Source organism: Actinomadura alba, assembly GCF_014323705.1.
GTDB lineage: Bacteria > Actinomycetota > Actinomycetes > Streptosporangiales > Streptosporangiaceae > Actinomadura_C > Actinomadura_C alba.
In genome coordinates this window covers 198958-222608 of record NZ_JABVEC010000009.1, presented here as the reverse complement: position 1 = coordinate 222608, position 23651 = coordinate 198958, and the positions used below count along the sequence as shown (strand labels likewise).

General features: G+C 69.9%; 20 protein-coding genes. 9 read left to right on the top strand and 11 right to left on the bottom strand.

Going from position 1 to position 23651, the window contains the following annotated elements; genetic code table 11:
• Positions 1–143: 143 nt before the first annotated feature.
• Positions 144–1412, top strand: coding sequence for a glycosyltransferase (locus HKK74_RS14720; RefSeq protein ID WP_187243756.1), 1269 nt, complete (start codon positions 144–146; stop codon positions 1410–1412).
• A 78-nt stretch (positions 1413–1490) separates the two neighbouring features.
• Here HKK74_RS14720 and HKK74_RS14715 read toward each other — a convergent pair whose 3' ends face one another.
• Both HKK74_RS14715 and HKK74_RS14710 read right to left on the bottom strand, forming a co-directional pair.
• Positions 1491–2762: an MFS transporter gene (locus HKK74_RS14715; protein ID WP_187243755.1), complete on the bottom strand. Its 1272-nt coding sequence runs from the start codon at positions 2760–2762 to the stop codon at positions 1491–1493.
• Positions 2759–3298 (bottom strand): ArsR/SmtB family transcription factor, encoded by a 540-nt coding sequence (locus HKK74_RS14710; protein ID WP_187243754.1) that lies wholly within the window; start codon positions 3296–3298, stop codon positions 2759–2761. The genes HKK74_RS14715 and HKK74_RS14710 overlap by 4 nt, the downstream gene beginning before the upstream one ends.
• A 415-nt stretch (positions 3299–3713) precedes the next feature.
• On the opposite strand from HKK74_RS14710, the gene HKK74_RS14705 reads away from it, so the two are divergent.
• Positions 3714–6164 carry an MFS transporter gene (locus HKK74_RS14705; protein WP_187243753.1) on the top strand — a complete coding sequence of 817 codons (2451 nt, stop codon included), beginning with the start codon at positions 3714–3716 and terminating at the stop codon, positions 6162–6164.
• Between the two features lie 16 nt (positions 6165–6180).
• Positions 6181–7005 (top strand): YceI family protein, encoded by an 825-nt coding sequence (locus tag HKK74_RS14700; RefSeq protein WP_187243752.1) that lies wholly within the window; start codon positions 6181–6183, stop codon positions 7003–7005.
• Positions 7006–7043: 38 nt separating this feature from the next.
• Here the strand turns inward: HKK74_RS14700 and HKK74_RS14695 are convergent, their stop codons facing one another.
• A complete protein-coding gene (locus tag HKK74_RS14695) occupies positions 7044–7466 on the bottom strand; it encodes a hypothetical protein (protein ID WP_187243751.1) in 423 nt (140 codons plus the stop codon).
• Between the two features lie 190 nt (positions 7467–7656).
• Between HKK74_RS14695 and HKK74_RS14690 the strand changes: the two genes are divergently transcribed.
• Positions 7657–8115, top strand: a complete 459-nt coding sequence (locus tag HKK74_RS14690; protein ID WP_222722269.1) for a hypothetical protein — start codon at positions 7657–7659, stop codon at positions 8113–8115.
• 85 nt (positions 8116–8200) lie between these two features.
• On the opposite strand, the gene HKK74_RS14685 is transcribed toward HKK74_RS14690, so the two are convergent.
• Positions 8201–8611, bottom strand: a complete 411-nt coding sequence (locus tag HKK74_RS14685) for a hypothetical protein (protein ID WP_187243750.1) — start codon at positions 8609–8611, stop codon at positions 8201–8203.
• Between the two features lie 279 nt (positions 8612–8890).
• Here HKK74_RS14685 and HKK74_RS14680 point away from each other — a divergent pair, with 279 nt between their 5' ends.
• Positions 8891–9307, top strand: coding sequence for a GNAT family N-acetyltransferase (locus HKK74_RS14680; protein ID WP_222722268.1), 417 nt, complete (start codon positions 8891–8893; stop codon positions 9305–9307).
• Between the two features lie 50 nt (positions 9308–9357).
• Here the strand turns inward: HKK74_RS14680 and HKK74_RS14675 are convergent, their stop codons facing one another.
• Entirely contained in the window at positions 9358–10203 is an 846-nt protein-coding gene (locus tag HKK74_RS14675; protein ID WP_187243749.1) for an AfsR/SARP family transcriptional regulator, read from the bottom strand.
• Positions 10204–10468: 265 nt separating this feature from the next.
• On the opposite strand from HKK74_RS14675, the gene HKK74_RS14670 reads away from it, so the two are divergent.
• The 3 genes from HKK74_RS14670 to HKK74_RS14660 are packed head-to-tail and all read left to right on the top strand — an operon-like array spanning position 10469 to position 12828.
• A complete protein-coding gene (locus tag HKK74_RS14670; RefSeq protein WP_187243748.1) occupies positions 10469–10702 on the top strand; it encodes a hypothetical protein in 234 nt (77 codons plus the stop codon).
• Complete coding sequence (locus HKK74_RS14665; RefSeq protein WP_187243747.1) at positions 10695–11684, top strand: polyprenyl synthetase family protein; 990 nt, start codon at positions 10695–10697, stop codon at positions 11682–11684. Before HKK74_RS14670 ends, HKK74_RS14665 begins: the two co-directional genes overlap by 8 nt.
• Positions 11677–12828 carry an oxygenase MpaB family protein gene (locus tag HKK74_RS14660; RefSeq protein ID WP_187243746.1) on the top strand — a complete coding sequence of 384 codons (1152 nt, stop codon included), beginning with the start codon at positions 11677–11679 and terminating at the stop codon, positions 12826–12828. Before HKK74_RS14665 ends, HKK74_RS14660 begins: the two co-directional genes overlap by 8 nt.
• Positions 12829–12912: 84 nt before the next feature.
• On the opposite strand, the gene HKK74_RS14655 is transcribed toward HKK74_RS14660, so the two are convergent.
• Positions 12913–13302: a RidA family protein gene (locus HKK74_RS14655; RefSeq protein WP_187243745.1), complete on the bottom strand. Its 390-nt coding sequence runs from the start codon at positions 13300–13302 to the stop codon at positions 12913–12915.
• 68 nt (positions 13303–13370) lie between these two features.
• Between HKK74_RS14655 and HKK74_RS14650 the strand changes: the two genes are divergently transcribed.
• On the top strand, positions 13371–13973 hold the full coding sequence (locus HKK74_RS14650; protein ID WP_187243744.1) for a CGNR zinc finger domain-containing protein: 603 nt from the start codon (positions 13371–13373) through the stop codon (positions 13971–13973).
• 507 nt (positions 13974–14480) lie between these two features.
• Here the strand turns inward: HKK74_RS14650 and HKK74_RS14645 are convergent.
• The 5 genes from HKK74_RS14645 to HKK74_RS14625 all read right to left on the bottom strand — a co-directional run bounded on the left by HKK74_RS14645 (position 14481) and on the right by HKK74_RS14625 (position 23512).
• Positions 14481–15212, bottom strand: coding sequence for a DUF7873 family protein (locus HKK74_RS14645; RefSeq protein WP_187243743.1), 732 nt, complete (start codon positions 15210–15212; stop codon positions 14481–14483).
• A gap of 83 nt (positions 15213–15295) precedes the next feature.
• The gene (locus tag HKK74_RS14640; protein WP_187243742.1) at positions 15296–16543 is read right to left on the bottom strand and encodes a TIGR02679 family protein; all 1248 of its coding nucleotides are present in this window, start codon (positions 16541–16543) and stop codon (positions 15296–15298) included.
• Positions 16543–20766, bottom strand: coding sequence for a TIGR02680 family protein (locus tag HKK74_RS14635; protein WP_187243741.1), 4224 nt, complete (start codon positions 20764–20766; stop codon positions 16543–16545). The genes HKK74_RS14640 and HKK74_RS14635 overlap by 1 nt, the downstream gene beginning before the upstream one ends.
• The gene (locus tag HKK74_RS14630) at positions 20763–22001 is read right to left on the bottom strand and encodes a TIGR02678 family protein (protein ID WP_187243740.1); all 1239 of its coding nucleotides are present in this window, start codon (positions 21999–22001) and stop codon (positions 20763–20765) included. The genes HKK74_RS14635 and HKK74_RS14630 overlap by 4 nt, the downstream gene beginning before the upstream one ends.
• Positions 21998–23512 carry a TIGR02677 family protein gene (locus HKK74_RS14625; protein ID WP_187243739.1) on the bottom strand — a complete coding sequence of 505 codons (1515 nt, stop codon included), beginning with the start codon at positions 23510–23512 and terminating at the stop codon, positions 21998–22000. The genes HKK74_RS14630 and HKK74_RS14625 overlap by 4 nt, the downstream gene beginning before the upstream one ends.
• Positions 23513–23651 lie beyond the last annotated feature (139 nt).

Genomic DNA, 23651 nt, shown 5'->3' with positions numbered 1-23651 from the left:
CAACCTCCCGGAAGAGGTGGGCCCATGGCCACGATTCGTACGACCGAACCGCATGACCCGATAGTCACCACGGCTCTCCTCGCGCGCGAGGCGACGGCCGGCGGGCGGACGACCGATCCGAGCCCCCGGCAGGGGCACGACCGATGACCGGCATGCTCGCCGGAGCGGCGAACGTGCTCCCTCATCACCTCGGGTGGTACGGCCTCGCCGTCGGCACCCTGCTGTCCGTCAAGCTGCTGATGTCGATCCCGCTCGGCCGGCGGAAGGCTCCCACCTGGGAGCCGGCCACCCCGAAGCTCAACGTCGCCGCGGTCATCACCGTCTACAACGAGGACCCGCGGGTCCTGCACGCCTGCCTCGACTCGTTCATGGCGCAGACCCGCCGCCCGGACTCGATCACGGTCGTCGATGACGGGTCGGAGTCCCCGGACGCCGCCGACCTCGCGGAGTACGTCGCCCCCTATTTCCGCGCGCTCGGGGTGCGCTTCGAGGTCATCCGATTCCCCGAGAACCGGGGGAAGCGGGCCGGACTGGCCGCCGGATTCGCCTCCAGCTGGGAGGCCGACATCTACCTCTGCGTCGACTCCGACACCGTCCTCGCGCCGGAGGCCACCGAGCTGGCCCTCCGGCCGTTCGCCTCCCGGAAAATCATGTGCGTGACCGGCCTCGTGCTGGCGCTCAACCGGTCGATGAACCTGCTGACCCGGCTGATCGACATGCGCTACGTCAACGCCTTCCTCGGCGAGCGCGTCGCCTACTCGCGGCTCGGATCGGTGCTGTGCGCTTGCGGATCGATGGCCCTCTACCGGGGCTGGGTGGTCCGCCGGCACCTTGACGACTTCCTCAACCAGACGTGGCTCGGCGTGCCCGCCACCGCCGGTGACGATCGTCGCCTCACCTACTACTGCCTGCTGGAAGGGCGCGCCGTCATCCAGCCACAGGCGGTCGCGTGGACGGCTGTCCCGGAGCGGCTCTCCCACTACCTGCGGCAGCAGGCGCGGTGGACCAAGTCGTTCATCCGCGAGGGGCTGCTGATGACCCTCACGTCGCCACGGCGGGTGTGCTGGTGGCTGAACCTGGTCGAGCTGGTCACATGGGTGGCTTTCACCAGTGCTCTGGTCGTGGGAGTCGCGACGGTCGTCGTCCAGCCGCACTGGTGGGCCGGCGCGGTCGCGTACGTCGTGTACGTGTGCGCCGCCAGCTGGTTGCGGTCGCTGCACTATCTCCGCGGCGCCGCCGGGGTGCCGCCGCTCGACCGGGTCCTGACGTTCCTCGTGGCACCCCTCTACTCGCTGATGAATCTGACGCTGCTCATCCCGCTTCGGCTGTATTCGCTGGCCACGATGCGCGACGCGAAATGGGGCACGCGGGGACGGGTCGAGGTCGCCCTGCAGGCGGACGCCGCTCGCTGACCCGCACTACCGGTTCTCGGTTGCCAAGCCACCGGCCGCGCTCCGGTGGCTTGGCGGCGACCGCGTCCGCAGCGTCCCTCAGATTCTGCTCTTCGCCCCGACGGGACGAATGTCTTCATGGGCGGCGCCGGTGGTGAGCGAGCGGACCTGCCTGCTGCACAGTGCCAGTGCGGTGACCCCCACGATCAGGCCCGCTCCGCCGAGCAGCGTCGCACGGTTGCCGAACCGTTCGGAAAGGGCGCCGGCCGTCATCTCTCCGATGGGCATTGCCAGGATGGAGCCGAGCACGTCGTAGGAGTAGACCCGTGCGAGCCGGTCGGCGGGGATGTTCTCCTGCAGCGACAGATCCCAGGCGACTCCGAATTGTTCGAGGGCGAGACCGTTGATGAACATCGCTGTCATCAGGAGTGCGAGAGGCGCGGCATCGGCGAGGGTGAGCAGCGGCAACGCGTCCAGAGCCACCAGTGCCACGCCGATGCGCAAGGTGTGCCGGGCGCGGTACCTCGCCACCAGGAAGCCGCCGACGAGCGCGCCCGCCATTTGTACGGCCAGCGCCAGACCCCAGGCCGTACGCCCGTAGGTACTGTCGGCGATGGTGGGGCCGATCACCTGGATGCCGCCGGCCATGACCGCGTTGATGACGAAGAACTGCAGCACGACGACCCACACCCAGGCACGTGCGGTGAACTCTCTCCAGCCCTCCCGGAGTTCGTGCAACGGCCGGGCTGAGGAGGCTGCGGTGTTCGCCGCCCGGGGCACCCGAACACCGTGATACGCGAGCGCGGCCATCGTGAATGCGACGGCGTTGGCCATGATGCCCCAGCCTGGGCCGAACACTGCCGTGATCATGCCGCCGAGCGAAGCGCCGGCGATCATGCCGATGTTGACGCCCATGCGGGCCACGGCGTTGGCGGCGCGCAGGTCCTCCTGCGGCACGGTCTGCGGCGTCAGCGATGCGGAGGCGGGCAGGGACACGGCCGCCATCGCGCCATTGACCGCGCTCAGCAGTATCAATACGGAGAGCGAGCCGCTGCCGGTCAGCAGCGTCACCGCGACCGCGGCCTGCACCGCCGCGGCCGACAGGCTCGCCCCCTGCAGGATGAGCGCCCTGGGCAGTCGGTCGGCCATAAGGCCGCCGAAGAGCACCAAGAGGATGTTGGCGACCGATCGTGTGCCGACGACCAGCCCGACGTCGATGGCCGAGCCGGTCATGTCGAGGACCGCGAAGGCGAGGGCGACCGGTGCCATGGAGTTGGCGCAGTGCGTCATCGTGCGGCCGAGCGTCAGATTGCGGAAGCCGCTGTGGCGTAGTGGCCGCAGGACGGCGCCCTCCGCGGACGTAGCGGTCACGCCCCGGGGTCCTTCTGGGCCATCTCGAACAACATGAGCGTTGCGCTGGCGTGGACGGTTCCTGCCGTTCCCGGGGCGCGGGCTTCGGAATGGAGGATTTCGCCCAGTTGCGAGGCGAGGTGGAGCACGCGTTCCCAGGCTTCGGCGGGCAGCCACATCTCGGCGTCCGTGAAGCCTCCTCGCGAGCCGGGTTGCCGCTCGAGGCTGCGGCGCAACAGTTCCTCGGCGAGTACGGAGGCCAGGGCGACGTAGTCGTCGGTGGAGCCCGTGGACATGGCCTCGCCGCTGCCGGGGTTGTGACGGTAACGCTTGGCCCGGCCGCCGTGTACGGAGGTCTCCTCAACAAGCTCCAACAGCCCCACGGCATGCAGTTGACGCATGTGGTAGCTGACGTTGGCCTGCGTCTGGCCCAACTCGCGGGCGGCCTCGGTGGCACTCATTGTGCGTGCCGTCAGCATGGACAGCAGGCGCACGCGCACTGGATGCGCGAGCGCGCGCAGCCCGCTGACGTCGGCGCGGTTGTCGGAGGTGAGCATGGTCGCGACTATGCGGCAAGGTGAGGCTACCGTCAAATGGTTCTTTTGAGGTTCGATGGCACGGCGATCGGTTGACGCCGAGCGGTGACAGTTGCCGCGGTGACGAGCGCCGCGATGACGGGCGCGGACCGGCGAGGACCGGCGAGGACCGGTCGAACGGTGGCCACTGTCGGCCGAGGGGACAAGTCGAGCTTTCGCTCCTCTTGCGGTGCCTGACAGTGTTCGTACTCTAAGTGATGAAGCATGTGCGTTCGGCGACATACTGATCCGCGCGCGGAGGGGGTGATGCGCACATCGCACGCGGGAGCAGTGGAGTCCCCGACCTCCTCGCACCTGGGACCGATCCACGGCGGCGCCGTTCGGCCGCTCGTTCGTCCAGGTGCTGAGCCGCCCCCCACACCGGAGGACGTTCCTCATGTCGACGACCGTACCGACCCCCGGCGCCCCCATTCCCCGGCGCTGGATCGCTCTCATCTTCATATCCCTCGCGCAGCTGATGGTCATCCTCGACGCGACCATCGTCAACATCGCCCTGCCGTCCGCCCAGACGGCACTGGGCATCTCCGACGGCGATCGCCAGTGGGTGATCACCGCCTACACCCTCGCCTTCGGCGGCCTGCTCCTCTTCGGCGGCAGGGTCGGCGATCTCGTCGGGCGGAAACGGGCCTTACTCATCGGCTTGATCGGCTTCGCCGGGGCATCCGCGCTCGGCGGTGCGGCACAGGCCGAGGGCGTGCTCTTCGGCGCGCGCGCTCTTCAAGGGGCGTTCGGCGCGTTGCTCGCCCCGGCCGCGCTCTCACTGCTCGCGGTCACGTTCACCACTCCGAAGGAGCGCGCGAAGGCGTTCGGCATCTACGGTGCGATCGCGGGTGGCGGCAGCGCCATCGGGCTGATCCTCGGCGGCGTGCTGACTGAGTACCTGAACTGGCGCTGGGCGTTGTACGTCAACGTGCCGATCGCCGTCATCGGCCTCGTCGGCGGCCTGGTGTTCATCAGGGAACCCGCCTCCCGTAACCGCTCCCGTCTCGACGTCCCCGGCACCGTACTGGTCACCGCGGGTCTGGTCTCCCTGGTGTACGGCTTCACCCGCGCCGAGTCCGAAGGCTGGAGCGAGCGCGGTGTGGTCGGCCTGTTCGTGGCGGCGGGCGCCCTCCTGATGGCCTTCGTCATCGTCGAGAGCCTGACCAAGCACCCATTGCTGCCGCTGCGAGTGGTCGCCGACCGGTTCCGCGGCGGTGCCTACCTGGCGGTGGGCCTCGCAGTGATCGGGATGTTCGGCCTCTTCCTGTTCATGACGTACTACCTGCAGACCGTGAAGGGCTACTCGCCCGTACGGACCGGCCTGGCCTTCCTGCCGATAACGGCCGGCATGATCGTCGGCTCGACACAGATCTCCGCGCGGTTGGCGGACCGTGTCCCGCCGCGGGTGCTCATGGCCCCCGGCCTGCTCGTGGCCGCCGGAGGTACGGCGCTGCTCACCCAGCTCGAGGTCGACACCCCGTACACGCACCTGCTGCTGCCCGCCGAGCTGATGCTCGGTCTCGGGCTCGGCGTGACCTTCATGCCCGCGATGAACCTCGCCACCACCGGCGTCGACCCGCGCGACGCGGGCGTGGCCTCGGCGATGGTCAACACCTCCCAACAGGTCGGCGGCTCCATCGGCACCGCACTCCTCAACACCATCGCCGCGACCGCCACCGCCGACTACCTCACCGAACACACCAACGGCACCCCAACGCCACAGATCGCGGCCGTCGGCCTCGTACACGGCTTCAACGTCGCCCTGTGGTGGGCCGTCGGCGTACTCGTCCTGGCCGCCCTCACCGTCACCGTCCTGGTCGACACCCGGCGTCGCCGGACCGTCGTCCCGCCGGTGGTCGTCCCGCCGGTGACGACAGAGACCATGACCACCGAAGCCATGTCCACCGAAGCCATGCCGACCGAGAGCATGTCGGCCGAGAGCATGCCGACCCGGCGGTTCGCCACCGTCGGCGCCCGTGCTCATCTGTTCGAGGACGACGGCCTGGAGGCCCTGGGACGTCCGCCGCTCGCCGACGCGGCGATGGCGACGGTGGGCGGCGACGGCGATGGCCGCCCGGGCTCCCGGATCAGCGGACACGTACGGGGTGGCGAGAGCATCCCGGTCGCCCGTGCCGCCCTCACCCTCATCGACCCGCTCGGACATCAACTCGGCCGGGCCACTACCGACTGGGACGGCTCTTACGCGCTGACCGCTCCCGGCGGCGGGACGTACATGCTGATCGCCGCCGCGGAAGGGTACGAGCCGCAGGTGGCCGCGGTCGTGGTCGGCGACGACCCGCTGTCCTATGACCTGGCCCTGTCCGGCGGCGCCGGCGTCAAGGGCGTGGTCCGCAGCGCGGTGACCGGCGCTCCGGTCGCGACCGCCATGGTGGTGGTGACCGATGTCCGGGGCGAGGTCGTCACCTCGGCCAGGACGGACGAGGACGGCGGATTCTCGTTCAGTGACCTGGTCCCCGGCTCCTTCGTCATCGCGGTGAGCGCGAGCGGCCACCGGCCGGGGGCGGTCCCGATCGAGGTCGCCCGCCAGGGCACCACACAGTGCGATGTCGAGCTGCGGCCCGGCGCCCGGGTGCAGGGCATCGTCCGCGCCGGACACTACGACCTGCCACTGGCCGACGCCAGGGTCACCTTGGTCAACGCCATGGGGAACGTCGTCGCCACGGCCACCACCGGACCCGACGGCGAGTACGCCTTCATGGACCTGGACCCGGGGCACTACACCCTGGTCGCGAGCGGCTATCCGCCGGTCGCCGCCGCGCTGACGCTCGACGGGACCGATGAGAACGGGTTCGGTCTCACGCTCGGTCACCCGGACGAGGCCTGAGGGGAGCGGATCGGCAATGGACACATCGGGCCTTCGCGTACGGGTCGTCACCGAGAACGGCTGGGCGATCCAGCACGCGGTGATCACGGTGACCGACCTGACCGGACAGCAGATCGCCCGCGACCGGGCGGACGCCGACGGCGTGGCGCGCACCGGACCGCTGCCGCCCGGGTCGTACACGGCGATCGTCACGGCCGTGGGCTACATGCCATCGGTCTCCACCGCGATGGTCGGGCAGGGCGGGGCCGCGGAGCTCGGCAGGGTCACGCTGGCCCACCAGGGCGGCGCCGAGCCGCCCCCGCCGGGACCATGGACGATCGACCCGGCGCACTCCAGCGTCGTCGTGACCGCGCGGCACCTGGGCCTGTCCAGCATCCACGCCCGATTCACCGAGTTCGGTGGCACCATCGAGGTCGCCGAGCACGTCGAGCACTCCCGCGTGGCGGCCGAGATCAAGGCCGCCACGGTCGACACCGCCAACACCATGCGCGACGACCACCTGCGCCGCGCGGACTTCCTGGACGTCGAGCGGTTCCCGCTCATCACCTACACCGGCACGCACGTCGTGCCGGCGGGCAACGACCGCTGGACGGTTCACGGCGAGCTGTCCCTGAAGGACGTACGGCGCCCGGTGGAGCTGGACCTGCGTTATCTCGGCACGGGACCCGATCCATGGGGCGGCACCCGCGCCGCGTTCCGCGCGACGACCGAGTTACGGCGCTCGGACTTCTCGATCACCTACAACCAGATCCTGTCCGCCGGGACCGTGGCCATCGGTACCACGCTCCGGGTCGAACTCGACATCCAGGCCGTACAGGGCGAGCGCCTGCCACAGGGATGAGGTCAGGATCGCCAGCGAGCTCCCGGTCCAGGTTTAGGTCAGACAGTTTGGTCGAGAGCGGAGGCAATGGCCTCATAGTCATTGCGGTTACCACCGAACCACGCCATTGAGCCATCAGTGAAACGCACGGCGAACAAGAGGTCCCCGGGCTCGACTCCGCCTACTTCATTGCGCGGAACCCCCCACCACATCTTCTTGACCTTCGAGAATGCGGTGATGCCGAAAAAGAGCATCCGCTGATCGGTCACGCAGACCACCCCGGATGTCCGTTTCGGCATGTCATTTAGTAGCCGGTTTGCCGTTTGGGCTCCCGTCCCGACAATCGGGCCGGCGTACTTCTGAGTAAAACCTTTGGGAGCCGTCTTGACGGCGATGGCCATGGTCACATCGAGAAGTCGTTCACCGGAATCCAGATACCCTTGAATCTGCGGGCCGAACTTGCTGATTCGCCGTTCTGACATGGACCAAGATGCTAGCAACCCCCGTGCGCCGTGATAAGGCCGAGCAGCCGCTGCCGCCAATTTCGCCCGCAGGCAGCCTCACCAGGGTGGAAGCGTGGAGGAATCCGTGGCCCGGCGGGCCGGCGACACACATCGGTGGCCGGCCGGCCCGCTGCGCGACTCGTCGATTACTCGTGTCGCTCATGTCGTGATGACGGCGACCGCGGGGACGGAGAGAGAGCAGCGGGCGGTGAGGAGCGTGGCGCAGGTCTTCCTCACCGATGACGGCTGGTCGCAGACTCTCCGGGGCATCCACGCCGTACTTCGCCGAGGTGGTCACCTCGTGTTCGAGACCAGGCGTCCTGAGTTTCGGGCTTGGGAGGAATGGGCGGCCGATACCGCTCAGGTCACCCTCGATGTCCCAGGGATCGGGCCAGTGGAGCGGCGTTTCGAACTCACCGACGTGAGCCTTCCGTTCGTCTCGTTCCGCTACACCTACAGGTTCGTGGCGGACGGCGCGGTCGTCACGTCGGACTCGACCCTTCGGTTCCGCAACCGCGACGAGGTGGAGACGAACCTGGTCGCGGACGGCTATCGCGTGCTGGACGTGCGCGAAGCCCCCGACCGCCCAGGTCGCGAGTTCGTGTTCATCGCAGCACCCCCGCCGTGATCATGCAGTTGTTCGCGCGAACAACTGCACGATCTGCGGCGCTCGGACTTCTCGATCACCTATAACTCCCGCCGTCGGGCGAGCTTCAGGTGCTCAGCAGCCGCCTGAGCACGGCACGGTCCTCTGTGGCGTCCCAGGGATCCTGGTACCACCAGTTGAGCGCCGTGTCGGCGTCGCCGAGGCGGTCGACGACGGCGAGAAGGAAGCTCCGCTGAGCCGCGGTCAGTGTCATTCCGGGTGTGACGCCGTGGAGGAAGGCCCTCGCCCGCAAGGCGGCGAACATGCCGAATCCGTCGGAGAAAGCGAAGCCGTTCCGCGCCGCGGGCGTGAGGTAGGGCAGCAACGCCAGCAGGGTCGGCAGCACCTCCTCGAACGTCTCGGCGCGTTCGGCGACGGTCCTCACCAGGGTGAGAACGCGGAGCAATTGACCGTTGGGCAACCGTTCGGGGAACCAGCCGTTGACCTCCTCGGGATCGGTCAGCGCTTCGAGGAGCACCTGTGTGGCGCGCCGATCGTCGGCGCAGGCGGGGGCCAGCGCCGCGCAGACGCGGACGGCCGGGTCGGGGTCGGTGAGCAGATCAACGGTCTCCAGGCCCCAGGTGCCGATGGCGAGGACCGGGCGGGAGCCTCGTCGCGATGCGGTGGTCTCGCGGGCCGTCGTTCTCGTTGATCGTCACGGACAGCAGTGTCGCTGCGATCGGCCTTCCGCGAGATGCGATCCGCCTTCAGAGAAAAGGAAGCGTGCCCTTCGACCGACCGATGTCAGACTCGCGGCGTGGACAGCCGCCGCATCACCCGGTTCGAGGCGGTCGAGGCCGCCGGCCACCTTTTCGACGAGCCGCCCCTCGAAGAGCCCACCAGACGGTTCCTCGCTGACGCTGGGCACCATCTCCTTCTCGCGTACGAGGACGGAGTGCCGGCCGGGATGATCACCGGAGTCGAGATGACGCATCCCGACAAGGGCACCGAGATGTTCGTCTACGAGCTCGGCGTGGACGAGCCGTACCGCAGGCGGGGCATCGCTGCGGCCCTGGTGGCGGCACTTGCCGACCTGGCGCGGGAACGTGGCTGCTACGGCATGTGGGTCATCACCGACGAGGGCAACACGGCGGCCCGCCGCACTTACCAACGTTTCGCCAAGGAAGAAGAGGACGGCCAGGCGGTGTTCTCCTGGACCTTCGACGAGTCCTGACCACGTCGGCAAGGGTCTCGTGCTTGCCGTCCCGCATCACCGAAGGGTGTTCAGTGTCGGCGAAACCACCACCCATGAGCCGCTCGGTGGTGGTTCCGCCGACACTGAATGCCGCTCGGTATCTGGGCTTTCGTGTCGCTCATGTCGAGATGACGGCGCTCGGACGCCGGGACGGTCGATTCGCCTTCCGCCCGCAGGATGGAGAGGTGAACGGCGGCGAGCTTGGCCGACGGGTCCGTGCCCACCTCTTCCGCGAGCATCCGGCGGGTCTGCTCGAACACCTCGAGCGCCTCGCTCTGCCGTCCCGTGCCGTACAGCGCGCGCATCAGCAGCGCGCGCGGCCGTTCCCGCAGGGAGTGCGCGTCGACGAGTTCCCGCAGCGGCGCGACCAGGTCCCGGTGGCCGCCCAGGGCGAGCCCGGCCTCGGCGCGGTCCTCCACGGCGGTGACGCGCGCCTCCTCCAGCCGTACGGCCTGCGCCCGCACCTCGGGCACGTCGGCGAGTGCCGGCCCCCGCCACAGCCCGAGTGCCTCGTCCAGCAGCGCGGCCTTCCCGGCGGGTGCCTCAGCGGCCGCCGCCGCCACGAGCCGCAGGAACCGGTGTGCGTCCACCTGATCCGGCGGGACGACCAGCCGGTACCCGGCGGGCAGCAGCTTGACCTCGGCGAGGCCACGCAGCCCGCGCCGCAGCCGCGACACCTGTGACTGGAGCGCGTTGGCGGCTCCGGCGGGCGGCTTGTCGCCGTACAGCGTGTCGATGAGGAACTCGGCGGGCACCACCTTTCCCGCGTTCAGGAGCAGGAGGGCCAGCAGTACCCGCACGCGGTGCCCTCCGACCGTGATCGGCGCGCCTGCCTCGTCCCAGACTTCGACCGCTCCGAGAATCCCGAACCGCATGGTCGAGATTCTGTCCTAACTCTTGGTGGTACAGGCCGGTGCGCGACGGGCCGGGGGCGCGTCGTCCGCGAGACGGCGTACCTCGTCGGTCGCGACCGTACGGCGCAACTGCAGTGAGGCGTCGTCTTGCGTCGCCCCGCATAAGGCCCCAGTTGGCGATTGTTCCATTACGTAGCAGCGAGGTAGCTCTGATGGCCGACATCGGTGACATGCAAAGATCATCCTGATATCACTATCTGTGCCGTCAAAAGAACAGAAGGTGACCATGGCGCAGGGTGAGAACACACCGGGCGACGAAGTGCTCTATCTGGCGGCCGGGGTGGCCGATCTGATGGCAGAGGGAATGCGGGGCCTGTTCCGGCGTCTGCCTGGTCTGGTGGAGGTCCGTCAGGAGCTGCGGGCACGAGGCGAGCTCGCGCTGCGGCGCACCGGTACGGCACCGGAGGCGCACATGGAGGTGCTGGCCCGGCAGGTCGCCATGCGGAAACTCGATGGTTGACCTTCGGGTCCGTGTTGACCGGGCGTTGGAGGCGTTCGTCGAGACCGAGATCGCCGAGTTGCTGGCGCTGGACGCTGAGCTCGAGCCCGTCGCCGACCAGATGCGGATCTCGGTCACGGGGGGCAAGCGAATACGGCCGGTGTTCTGTTATTGGGGCTGGCGGGCGGCGGGGCAGCCCGACACCGACGCCATGATCCGCGCCGCGGCGGCATTGGAGTTGGTGCACGCCGCGGCCATCGTCCATGACGACATCATCGACTGCAGCCCGATGCGACGTGGCCGGCCCACGGCACACGAGAAGCTCGGCGACGCCCTGGCCATCATGATCGGTGACCTGCTGATGGCATGGGCCGGCCAGTTGTTCCACACTTCCGGCCTCCCAAGGGCTTTCCTGGCCAGGGCGGTGCCGCTGTGGACGGCGATGGGCCGTGAGCTGGTGGCAGGTGAATGCCTGGAGATCCTGCGCACAGGAGCCGCCTCTGACATGGCCCGATCCCTGACGATCGTGCGGTTCAAGACCGGCTCCTACACCGTCGAACGGCCCCTGCAGATCGGTGCGGTGCTCGGGGGCGCGTCCCCCGCGACTCTGGACGCGCTGGCGGCCTACGCGCGTCCGCTCGGGGAGGCGTTTCAGTTACGAGACGACTTGTGGGGAGTGTTCGGGGACCCGGTACGAACCGGGAAATCGCAGCTGGACGACCTGGCGGGCCGCAAGCCGACCGCTCTGCTGGCCCTGACCTTGACCGGGGCGTCCGAGCCCGACCGGCGGCGACTACGTGACCTGCTCGACGGGCCGTTCACCCCAGCCGACGCCACGGAGATCCGGGGGATCATGCAGCGGTCGGGTGCGCGTGCGGGAGTCCACCAGATGATCACCGAACGCGCGCGGAGCGCGCAGGCGGCGATTGAAAAGTCCCGGCTGGAATCGAGTGCCGCCGATGCTCTGACTCGACTGATCTGTGAGGTGACCGCGGATGGATGACTACACCGATGAGTACATGGACGGTCTGCGGCTCAAGGGCGACCCGCTCGCCGACGCGACCGTCGATGCCCTGTTCACCGGCGGCGAGGTGGGCAGGTTCAACACCCTCATGCGTTGGTTCACCACCTCTGGCCAGGCGCTGCCCGAGGGGCTACCGGACGCCGCCCGCGACTACCTGGAGGCGACCACGACGCCGCCGGACTGGGTCGATTGGGGGGTGATGGAGCAGGCCCGGCAGTTCTTCATCGACAACAACGTGCACATCTCTACCGCCCTGTCGTTCGCGGCGATGCCGGCGTGCTACGTCATCCCGCACGTGTCCAGACTGCTGTCGGCCACGCATTCGCTCGACTACCCGGCCCGGCGGATGGCCGAGACCGGGCAGTTCACCGTCTACCTCATGCAGCCGGGGGCCTTCGAGGCCGGCGGCCGGTTCCTGCCGGCGGCGCAGAAGGTCCGGCTGCTGCACGCCTCCATCCGCCGTCACCTGCGGCAGGAAGGCCGGTGGCCGGAGCCCGTCCCGATCTGCCAGGAGGACATGCTCGGCGGGCTGATGATGTTCAGCCTCCAGGTCCTGGACGCTCTCCACCGGATGGGTGTCCACATCACCCCGCAAGGTGCCGAGGCCTACTACTACGCCTGGCGCGTCGTCGGCGTCATCCTCGGCTGTGACCCCGAGACCATCCCCGCGGACCTGCAGGCGGCCCGTCACTTCTCCGACCAGTACATGACCCGCCACATGGGCCCCTCTCCCGAAGGGGCGCACCTGACCCGGCAGCTGATCGAGATGTACGAACAGGTCGTACCCGGAACACTCCTGGACCCCGTCGTACCCGCACTCATCCGCTACCTGATCGGCGACACCCCTGCCGACTGGCTTGAGGTGCCCCGGTCCCGCTGGGACTCGGTCATCAAGATCGGGCCGGCGCTCCTAGGCGCACTCGAACGGTTCGAAGACCGCGGCCCGTGGGCCGCGCAACTGTCCGATCGGCTCGGCCACCTGGTCACGATGCTGGAACTGTCGTCGCTGACCCGGGGACGTGTCATGCACTACGCCATCCCCCAAGAGCTCAGAGCCGACTTTGGAGTACCTGCACCGACAGCGCGCTGGACCCCGCCTCCGCCCAGCCATAAGGCCCGATAGCTCAACGGAGGACATGGCGCGCGGGCGCACCGAGCCAATCCGACGACGGGTGGACGGTCCCCCCGGGAGTAGCCCCCCGGGGTGTCACACGACGGCGATGGCGTCGATCTCGACGAGGAATCCGGGGCCTAGGCCGGCGACGACGTGGACCGTGATGGCCGGCGGTGGGTCGGCCGGGTTCCACACCTGCTGGAAGGCGGCCACACCCTCGTCGAACGTGTGGCCGTCCACCACGGCGATGGACCAGTGCACGATGTTGGCCAGGCTCGCGCCCTCGCTCTCCAAGATGGTCGCGAGGTTGCGGAACGCCTGCCTGGCCTGTTCCCCGACCGTGGGGCCGACGACCTTGCCGTCGGCGTCGACGCCGTTCTGCCCGCCGATGTAGATGGTCTTCGCCGGCTGTTCGACCACGACGGCCTGGCTGAAGGCCGGGCTGCGGTGGAGCCCCTCGGGGTTGATGTGCCGCGTGCTCATGTGTCGTCCTCCTCTGATGATGACACCAGTTATAGTGGTTCGTGCGCGGCACCACTTATAGTGGTTTCATGCGAGCGAGCGCAACCGGACGGGTACTGCACGATCCCAAGGGAGGGTCGTTCCGGTTCGACGCCGGCGCCGTCTGCCTGGACTTCGCCCACACGGGCGGCGAGGGCCGGTACGCGGTGTTCGAGACCCTCCACGAGCCCGCCGACCTGGGCGAATGGCTGGCCCAGCCGCCGCTGGCCGCGGTCATGACGGTCCCCGTGACCTCTCGCGAGCTGGCGGCGGCCAAGGCCCTCCGCCAGGCGATCTGGGACGCGGCGCACGCCCGGGCGGCGCATCGCCCGCTCCCCGCCGGGGCGGTAACCACCATCAACCGGGCCGCGGCCGCGGCACCGCTGATCCCCGAACTGGCCGCCGCCGACACGACCGCGGGGTGGGCGACGCCGGTGCGGGCAACGCAGGCGCTGTCGACCCTGGCGCGGGAGATGATCGAGCTGCTGTCCGGGCCACTCTCCGGGCGCATCCGCGAATGCGCCGGCGACAACTGCCCGCTGGTGTTCGTCGACTCGTCCCGCCCCGGCGCCCGGCGCTGGTGCGCGATGGAGCGGTGCGGCAACCGCCACAAGCTCCGGGCTCTCCGCGCCCGGCGGGCCACGGACCCGTGACGCAGCCTCAAGCACGGCGAACCCTGTGTTACCCCAGCCGGTAAGTGTGGGACAAGGTGGCCGCGTCGGGCCTCGATGGCGCGAGCGATCGGGCCCGGAGTTGGTGGAGGCCGGGAGTTTGACCATCTCCCGGCCCCCGCTGTGACACCCACTTGCGCACACCGGCACGTTTAAGAGTGCGGATCATTTTCAGGTCGTCGTGCTCTACCTATTGAGCTATCGCCCATCGGTGGTTGGGCGAGCCGGGGTCGAACCGGCAACCTCGACGAGCGCCGTCCGTACTCGTTCGATCCGGTGTTCGGTGTCGAATGCTGAATCTGGAGCGAGAATCTGAGATTGAAGGTGGCTGCCTCTACCTGTTGGGCTATCCCAGCGCGCTGTGCTGGGAGAGGGACTCGAACCCTCACTGTCACCACCTGTTCAGCTTCGGCTTCAGCATCAGCTTTGCGCCCGCGCGTCACGCTGTGCGCTAGGCGCACCCCCGCGCTCCCACGGGGGGTCCGTGGGCTATCCGAGCAGATAGCCGAATATCGCGTCACCAACCCGCTCGTCGGTGACGTCGGTGCCGTTGGCCTCCTCGCGCGCGAACTTCACTGCGTGCTGGAGTTTCTCGACCCGCCCAAGGAGTTCGTTCACCTGCTTTGCCGGCAGTGCACCGGAGAACTTCACCGTCGTCCAGTAACCGACGGGGATGTCCTCGTAATAGACCTCCACCTGCGCGGGATGCTTGTCGGTCGCTTCGGCCTTCACGTGGTTGCGCGGGACCTTCTTCGTCCTGATGGTCCGGACCGCCTCGGTCTTCCAGCAGTCGGAAGAGGCGTCCAGGTTCCAGGACTCGGCGCTGTCCAGGACAGGCAGCTTCTTCACGAACGTATGCAGATCGACCAGCTGCTTCTCCAGGAAAAGCAGGTACGGGATCGGAACGTCGCGCACAAGCGTCTGCCCATCCACGATGACATCGGCCTTCGCCAAGCAGTTCGCCCAATCCTTCGTGGCAGTCACATCGAACAGACGCGTCAGGGTCTTGGCTGTCTCTCGGAGAACTTCCTCGGCCTTGACCTGCACCCGGGTGGACTCCGGTGGGAGCTGCTCGCCCTCTTCGTCCTTCGGCTGATAGGTCCGCGAGATACCCGACAACAGTGCCTGCTTTTGCACCGAACGATGAGCCTCGGTCATGTCGTGAAAGGACTTGCTCTTCACGCCCTTTTCCACGGCGATGATCTGGTTGAGCTTCGCCACTGTCGCCCCCTTTCGCCTGGAACACCCGAACGCTAGCACCGATCATGAAGCGGCGGCGATGGAATTTCGATGGGGCCCCGTGGTCAGCGGAGATCGGCGAGCAAGTGCGGGATGAGACGTTCTTCCATTACGGCCTGGCCCGTCTCGGCGAGTAGCGGTGCGAGTGCCGGGTCCCACGAGCTGTCGGCCGGTGTACCGCGCAACGGCTCTGACGCGCCCGCTTCGAGAGCCGCGGCGTAGTCTTCGCTGCCCATCCGCCAGGGTACGGCCCCGTGCCGCGTCAGCGCCGCGCCGGTGATACGCAGTCCGGCCCAGTCGAAGTCGGCGCGCCAACGCAGCCGCGCACCTGCGGTGGCCGCGGCCTCCAGCAGGGCATGGCAGGCCGCCGAGGGGACTCCTTCGGTGCACACGAGGGGCGCGCACCCCCGGCCGAGTTCGGCGGTCGCGGCGCGCAGCACTGCCGGGTTCTCGCACACGAAGATCTCCGGGACGACCGGGACGACGGGCTGCAGCCGCAGTTGCTGCAGGGTCAGCCGGAACGGGATGCCCAGATCGGCGGCGTCGTTCAGCCAATCAGGCACGGTCGCGCCCGGATGGGCGCGCACGTTGAGCAGCAGTACCTGCGACGCCAGGTCGTCGACGATCACACCGGCGGAGGCCCACAGTGCGCGTCGGGCCTCCGAGCCGACAGGGGGTGCTGTGCCGGCTCGGAGAGCGAGAGCGCGCAGCACCAGCCGAGACAGTGGTTCTTCCGAGGCCAGCGATTTGGTGTCTCCGGTGGCCCGTTCCGCCAGAACGGAGAGCGGAAGACTCACTCCGGGCAGGCGGTCCAGGACCGCCACGGCCTGGGCGATCAGCTCGGCCGCGTCGGAGCGCAGCAGCCGGGTGAGCGGTCCGGCGCTCAGCTGGACGACCCAATCGGCGAACCACGGTTCGCCGGCGTGGACGCAGCCGTCCAGTACGGCCAGTGCCAGGGACCGGGCCTCCGCCTCGGCCGCCTGAAGGTCCGCGCGGGACACGATCGGCCCGGCCAGCGACTGGAGCGCGGATTCCAGATCCGGGGCGATCCCCGCCGCCCGCAGGGTCTCGGCGAGCGCGTCCAGGTTGATCGTGACGGATGCCCCGCCGTACCGGGAGCCGAGCAGACCACGCAGCGCCCTGCGTTCGGCATCGCTGATGCCGGACAGCGTCAGCGATCCGGACAGCGGGCGGCCGAGCCGGATTCGCTGTACGAGCCGGTCCACCAGCCCGGACAGAGCCGGCGCCCCGAGCGTGCGCCGGAGCCGTGGCAGGTCGACGGCGTCCTGTGACGGGTCGGCGGGGAATCGCATCAGAACAGCGGATCCTCCTCCGCCGGCGGAGAAGGTGCCGGGGCGACGGCGGGCGCCGGCTCACGGGCGATGAACTCGCGGTCCACCTGTTCGGACGTCCGGCCGTCCCACTCCCAGGTGGTGACATGGACCGCGTCGATGCCGTCCCGCCGTACGAGCTGGTGGGCGGCGATGCCGGGCACGGTCGCGTAGAAGCCCCACTCGCGCTCGGAGGTCATCACGACGTCCAGGTCGAAGGTGGCGAGCAGACCGAGACACTTGGCCCGGGAGTCGTCGTCCACGCCGGCGAACGCCTCGTCGAGGGTGACGAGGCGGGGTGCGTGCGGGTGTGCCGACCGGTAGTGCGATGAGGCCGCGGCGAACAGCGGCAGTGACACGGTCAGCACCCGCTCACCGCCTGAGGCGGGTCCGACGGCGGAGCGCCACCGGCCGTCCTGGAAGCGCTCGATGACGAACCGGTGCCAGCCGCGATAGTCCAGGGCCTTGCGCAGATGCTCCTGCCAGGTGCCGTGCTCGTCGTCCAGCCGTACGGCCTCGATCTGGCGTTGCAGGAAGTCGCCGACGGCGGCCCGGTCGTCCGGCGACCACAGGTCGGAGTTCTGCCGCAGCAACCGCCGCCGGGCCTCGGCGAGTCCGGCGGGCCCGTCGGGGTGTGGTTCCCAGCGCATCCGCAGCCGCATCCCGGTGGAGGTCGGCCGATCCTCCAGCTCGGCGTTCATATGGCCGACCTGTGCCTCCGCCTCGCTGATCAGCTCCTGCAGGTGGCTGGCCACGTCGTTGACCAGATGCTCCTCGAGCAGGTCGCGCTCCTTGGCGGTGAGCATGCGCTCGCGGTAGCCGATCTCAGCGTCGAGCAGGCCGGTCAGCTCGGCCGGCGGCCGTTCCCTGCCCTGGAACTGGATGGCCACCACGAACCAGTCGTCCAGCCCGGCCATGGCGTGGTGGCCGTGCCGGGTCAGCGCCTCGGACAGCTCCGCGAACCGCCGGGTGATCTCGTCCTGGATCCGCCGCCACGACTCGTCCCCGTCGTCGACGTCCTTCAACTGCTCCTCGGCGCGGCGGGCCAGCTGCACCGCGGGCGCCGCCGCCCATGGGGCCTCTGGGATCTCGACCTGGCAGGCGACCTCCATCAGGCCCGTGGCCGTGAATCTCCGCAGGTCCTCGATGGCGGCGTCCCGGCGTCCCTGAGCTTCGGCCAGCTGAGTGCGCAACCCCTCCTCGAGCCCTTCGGCCTTGGCGCGTTTCCGCTCGGCGCCCCGGTGCGCCGCGTCGAGCCGCTCGATCTCCCTGGCCAGCTCGGTGAGCCGTGTCCTGGCGGCGGCGAGCCGGTCTTGGAGCTCTTCGACGGACGCGCCGATCGCGTCCTGCAACGTTTCCAGCCGGCTCCGCTCTTCGGCGGCGCGCACTTCGGCGTCCCGCGCGTCCGCGTCGGCCTCCGCCTCTTCGCTGAGGGCCGCCGCGAGCTCGGCCTCCCACGTCGCGAGGTCCCTGAGCCGGTCGGCGTGGGCGCGGGCGGCCGACAGCAGCTCGTTCACGGCGTGCCGGTATCCGCCGATCGCCTCGCGGACGTCTGCCAGACCGGCCAGGTCGGCGGGCAGCCGCAGATCGGCCGCGGCGTCGTCCCGTTCCCGTACCGCCTGGTCGACGTCACGTTGCGCCCACTCGACCCGGTTCGCCTGGTCGTCCACTCTGGCCTGCAGCCGCTCCAGCTCGCGGCGGGCGCTGCCGACCGCGCTGTGCGCGTCACGCAGCGGCTGATCGTCCGGCTCTCGGCGCAGCTCCCCGGCGAGCGTCGCCTGCCGCTGCTCGATCCGCCCGACCGCCTCCTCGGCCCGCTCGACCGCGGCTGCGGCCGCCTCGATCTGTGCGGCCAGCTCGGCGAGCCGTCGCCGGCGCGCCTCCTCCCGGGCGGTGTGGCCGACGTACGCCGCCGCGTCCTTGGCCCAGGCGCCGTTCAGCGGCCCCAGCCGCCATCGCCCGTCGGTGTCCACCCACACCGCGCCGTCCTGCTCGCCGAGCCCGACGCTCTCCAGGATCAGCCGTACGGTCTGTGCGGTGAGCGCTGCGGCCTGTGGATCCTCCTGGTCCACTATGGGGACCAGCGCCCCGGCCAGGTTCCGGGCGACCGGAGTGCCCGCCACGGCGACGGTGTCATGCCCGTCGACCAGCCGCCCATCCGGGGTGAGCCAGGCGTCGAGCAGACCGGACGCTTCCAGCGCGGCCTCCAGCCCCGCCCGCTCGGCGGCCCCCAGGCCGGGTGCGAAGTCCACAACCTGCCACAGCGCGGCGCCGGGCCCCTGACGGGTCCCCTCGCCGCGCGTGTGCGGTGCGCGGGGCCGTTCGGCCACGCCGGACGCCAGCAGATCCCGTTCCTCGGTGCGCTCGCGTAGTTCCTCGCGAGCCTGGTCGAGCGCGTGCCGTGCCTGTGCGCGGGCCGCTGCCAGCGACTGCTGCGCGTCCGCCGCCGCGGCACGCAGCGCCTCCCGCATCGGGTCGGGGCCGTCGAGGGTCTCCACCCACGCCGCAAGGCCGGTCTCGTCCGGATCGGGCAGGTCCAGCACGGTCAGCGTGCGCCGGAACGCTCGCCACTCGCCGGCGTGGTGCTCGCCCGCGGCGGCGACCGCGTCGTGCGCTTCGCCCAGGAGATCTCGTACGGTGTCCCGGTCGGCTTCCCGTTCGGTGAGGACCCGGCGTGCCTGCAGCAGCTCGGCCTGCTCCTTGGCGGCGCGTTCGGCGAGCCGGGTGAGATGCGCCACCGCCTCGAGCCGCGCGCCGGCGAGGTCCTTGGCGGCGCGTTCGGCACTGCGGAGGGAGCGGTCCGGCAGCGGGCCGTACGGCAGCGAGCCGTCAGCCGGCGAGCCGTTCCCCCCGCCGTGATCTTGAGAGCGAACAACTGCATGATCACGACCGGGTGTGCCGGGCCGGAGCCCTCCCTCACTCCCGTGATCATGCAGTTGTTCGCCCGGCGGGGGCCCGTCCGGCAACCGCAGCGGTTCCAGCAGCGCGGTGTGCCCGTCCGTGAGACCGGCCTGGTCCGCGTACGCCCGCGCGGGCCCGAGAGCGACGGCTTCGCGGCTGCGTTCGGCGGCTCGCGCGGCCTCGCCGCGCCGGGCGAGGCGTTCCTCTCGCTTGGCCGTGGCGCGCCGCGCCGCCTGGCGGGCTTTGCCTGCGGCGTCCTGTGCGGCCTCGGCATAGCGCTGCGCGTCGGCGAAGTTCTTCAGCCGGGGGTCGGAGCTCAGCTCGTCCCGGATCGCGGTCTGCTCGGCCTGCTCGGTCCGGCTGTCCTCCAGCTCCGCGCGCGCCGCGCGTTCCTCGGCCTCGGCGTCGCCGATGACCTGCCGTACGTCGGCCAGGTTCCGCTGCACACCCTCGTACGCGGCGTGGGTGCTGCGCAACTCACGGGTCTGGCGGCGGGCCGCGACGGAGGCGTACCGGCGGTAGCGGTCAAGGAACCGGGCCACGTGCGCCCGCGTGTCCCGTAGCCCGTCAAGCTCCTCGCGCTGTTGCTGCAGGTCGTGGAAGGCGGTCGCGATGTCCGCCAGCACCGCCTGGTCCACGGGCGCCAGCGCGTCCGACAGAGCCTGGGACAGCCGGTTCTCGTCCGGGCGCTTGGACAGTTGCGGCTGGCGCAGCTGGATGAGCAGGTTGATCAGCGAGTCGTAGCGTTCCGGGCCCAGGTGGAACAGGTGCTCGTCCAGCATCCGGCGGTACGCCTCGGCGCGCTGGGTGACCTGGCCGTACTGTCCGATCGCCTCGGTCAGCCGGTCCCGCGTCAGGGCCGTGCCGTTCGGACCGATCAGGAAGAGGTCCTCGCCGACCCGCTGGCTGGTCAGGAAGAACCAACGGTCGGCGATGCCCCGCCCGGCGACCGCCTTCAGGCCGACGCCGATCGTCACATAGGCGCGTTCGCCGTCCTCGGTGATCCGGCCGAACTCCAGCCAGCTGTAACCGAGCCGTTCCTCGTACTTCCCGCCGAGCAGCAGGTTCCATTCCATCTTCTTGGCGCGGTCGCCGTCCGGCTCCACCCGGCTCGGCGTCAGGTCGCCGTCCAGCAGGAACGGCAGCGTCAGCGCCAGCACCTTGGACTTGCCGGTGCCGTTGTTGCCGCGGAACAGCACCCGGCCGTCCCGGAACCAGAACTCCTGGTAGTCGTAGTAGAAGAGGTCGACAAGGCCGGTGCGCAGCGGCTGCCACCGGGTCGTCGCGGCGGTCGGCAGGGTCATACGCGGTTCTTCCCCGTGATCTTCGCTGGTGCGTAGCCGAATCGGGCGAGCGCGGGCAACGGCCGTACGGTCTGTCCGGACAGGGCGATGAGCCCGAGGGCTGCCAGCCTGCGCAGGGCCAGTGCGGTGAGTTCCCGCTCCGCGCCCGGGTCTTTGGCGCTCTTGCGCCAGTGCGCTTTGTGCGCGCCGATCAGCTTCTTCATGTGCTGTTCGGCGGCCTCGACGCCGACGGTGTCGAGTCCCGCGCGGAGCCGGTCCGACAGGAACTCGGCGAGGAGCAGGGTGGCGTGACCGTCGGTGCCCTCGTCGGGCATGCCGAGGTCGGTGGCCTCACGGGTCGGATCGAGCAGCGCGATCCCTTCCGCCCGTACCTCGGCGACGAACCCGGTGGCCTCGGTGAGCCGTTTGAGCAGCGGGCCGCGCTGCCGCTCGAGGTATGTCCGCTCGTCCGTGGTGAGATCGGCGTAGTAGAGGACCGGGTCGTCCAGCAGTCGCCGGCTGATGGTGTGCCGGATCTGGCGGTTGCGGCCGTCGCCCGTGTCCGGCGTCAGCTCTTCGGTGATCGCCCGCAGCCTGTCCCGCAGTATTTCCTGTGGCCTGTCCTGCGGACCGTCCTGCGCGGCGGCGACCATCGACGGGCCCCGGCGGGTCGCGAGCAACACGCTCAGCACCCGGCGGTCCACGTCATACAGGGCGTCGCCGCTGCGGTTGACGAACGACTGCTCGTCGCCCGCGACCTTGACCAGCACGCCGATCTCGAGGAGGAGCTGGGCGACGGCGACCAGGTCCGCGCGCTCGTCCCGCTTGTCCAGCGCGAAGACGATGCCCGCGCCGGTCAGCTCCTCGTCCTGCGCGAAGGCCATCACCCGGTCCACCAGCCAGCCCAGCGTGACCTGGCTCTCCGATCGCTCCAGTGCCGCCAGCGCCAAGCAGGCCAGCACATAGCGGCGGCGGCTGAACGGGCCCTTGGACCTGGCGGTGGCGGCCCGGCTGCCGTCATCCAGCCGGCCCGGCGTCTTACGCAGGCGGGCGACGCCCGAGTCCGTGTGCAGGGACCAGCCGGTCTCTCTGGCGAACCACTCCGCCAGAACGCCGGCATGCCGGCGGACCAGGGCGTACTCGGCGGCCTGCCTGCCTCGCGGGGTCAGCAGCGGGCTGCGCAGCAGCGCTCGTACGGCCTTGCGGCGTTCCTCGTCCCGCTGGGTGTCCAGGACATCGTTCAGCGCGTCGCTCATCTTCTTGCCACTGCTGCGTTCAGATCCACGATGACGATCTCGTGATCGGGCCCGTGCAGCACCCCGTCGTCGGTGACGATCTGCGCGAACCCGCCCAGTGGGGTGAGGCTGATCTCCAGCGCTCCGTCACCCGTCCTGGTCGTGATCGTGCCGTCCGGCCCTGGCGGGCCGGCGGCGAGCGCGTCACCGAGCAGCCGCAGGAACAGCCCGAACTCCTGCCGGTCCAGTGCACCGAGTTCGCTGAGCCGGGTGGGCGCACCGGTCGCGAGCCTGGCCTTGGCGGCCTCGGTCTGCTCCCGCTCGGCGGCGACCTGCACGGCCAGCCGCTCCCGCTGTTTCGACCGGTCGACGATCTTGCTGGCGCCGCCGCGCCGTTGGTAGTGGCCGCTGGTCCGGAGCCGCGCGGCGATCTCCACTCGCGGTGCGTCCAGCCAGCTCGTAGCGGCGGGCGCGTCGGGTGGGGCCGCGTCGGGGTCCAGGGTCAGATGCCGGGACGTGGTCAGCCCGAACGCGGCCCGCCACAGCCGGTGCGCGTCCTCGTCCGTCTCGGCCTGGGCGAACCAGCGGGCGAGGGCGCGGAAGTCGGCGGACCGGTCGCTGCGGCCGGCCCTCCTCTCCTGCAGCACGCTGACGGTGGCCAGCAGATCCGGGATCGCCTTGCGGGCCCGAGTCCGCAACAGGTGCGCCTGCGAAGGGTGGACGCGGTCGCCGAGGAACCAGGAACCGAGGCCGGACCAGCGATCCCGCCACTCGGTCAGCCGCTGTCCGGTCGGCGGCACCTCCTCGCCGGGCGCGGCGTCCGCAGCCTCCCGCTCCGCCGCCAGCATCAGCAGCGCGGTCACCCGGCCCTCCGGGAACGCGCGCAGCGTCTTCGCGATCTCGAAGTGCTTCACGACGAGCTCGGAGACGAACCGCTCCAGATAGGCGATCAGCCGGTCCTTGTAGGCGAGGAACGCCTCCTCGTCGATCTCGTGCAGGTCGATGGTGCGCTGCAGCGAGCCCATGAAGGCGCTCGCGTTCGCGGCCAGGCTGTCCAGTCTGCCGATCAGCTCCAGCAGCAGGTTGTGGACGACCGCGGGATCGGGATGCGCGGGCTGGTCGGCCAGGTTCCGCAGCCGCACCCGGATGTCCTCCAGCGCCACCGCCTGCAGCTCACCGCGCCTGCCGATCTCCTGCTCGTACACCGCGAGCGCCCGCTCGGCGGCCTCCCCTTCGCGGCTCAGCTGGTAGAGGAATCGTGCCCGGTAGAAGTCCTCGACCGTGGTGACCCGGCTGGTGTCCGGGTCCGCCCGCAGATTCCCCCAGCCCTCCAGGCTCTTGAGCGCGTCCTCGGCCTGCTCCTGGGTGACCGCGGGCCCGCCGTCGCCGCGCAGCGCCCCGATCACGTCCTCGGGACGAAGGTGTACGACGAAGCGGCGCTTGCTCGCGGTGAAGACGTTCATGACGCGCCGGTAGAGCTCCGCGTTGGGAGCGTCCACGTGCGCGAACGGGCGGGAAGGTGAATCGGCCATAACGACAGTCAAGTAAACCGCAGACGCCCGGCCGAACTTGCCGGAAAGCCCGATGCGCACGTCACATCCTGCACGGAGTCCCCACTCGGCCGACGACACGATCGAAGATCACCCTGCGGCTGACCAGGTCTCCAGGAGG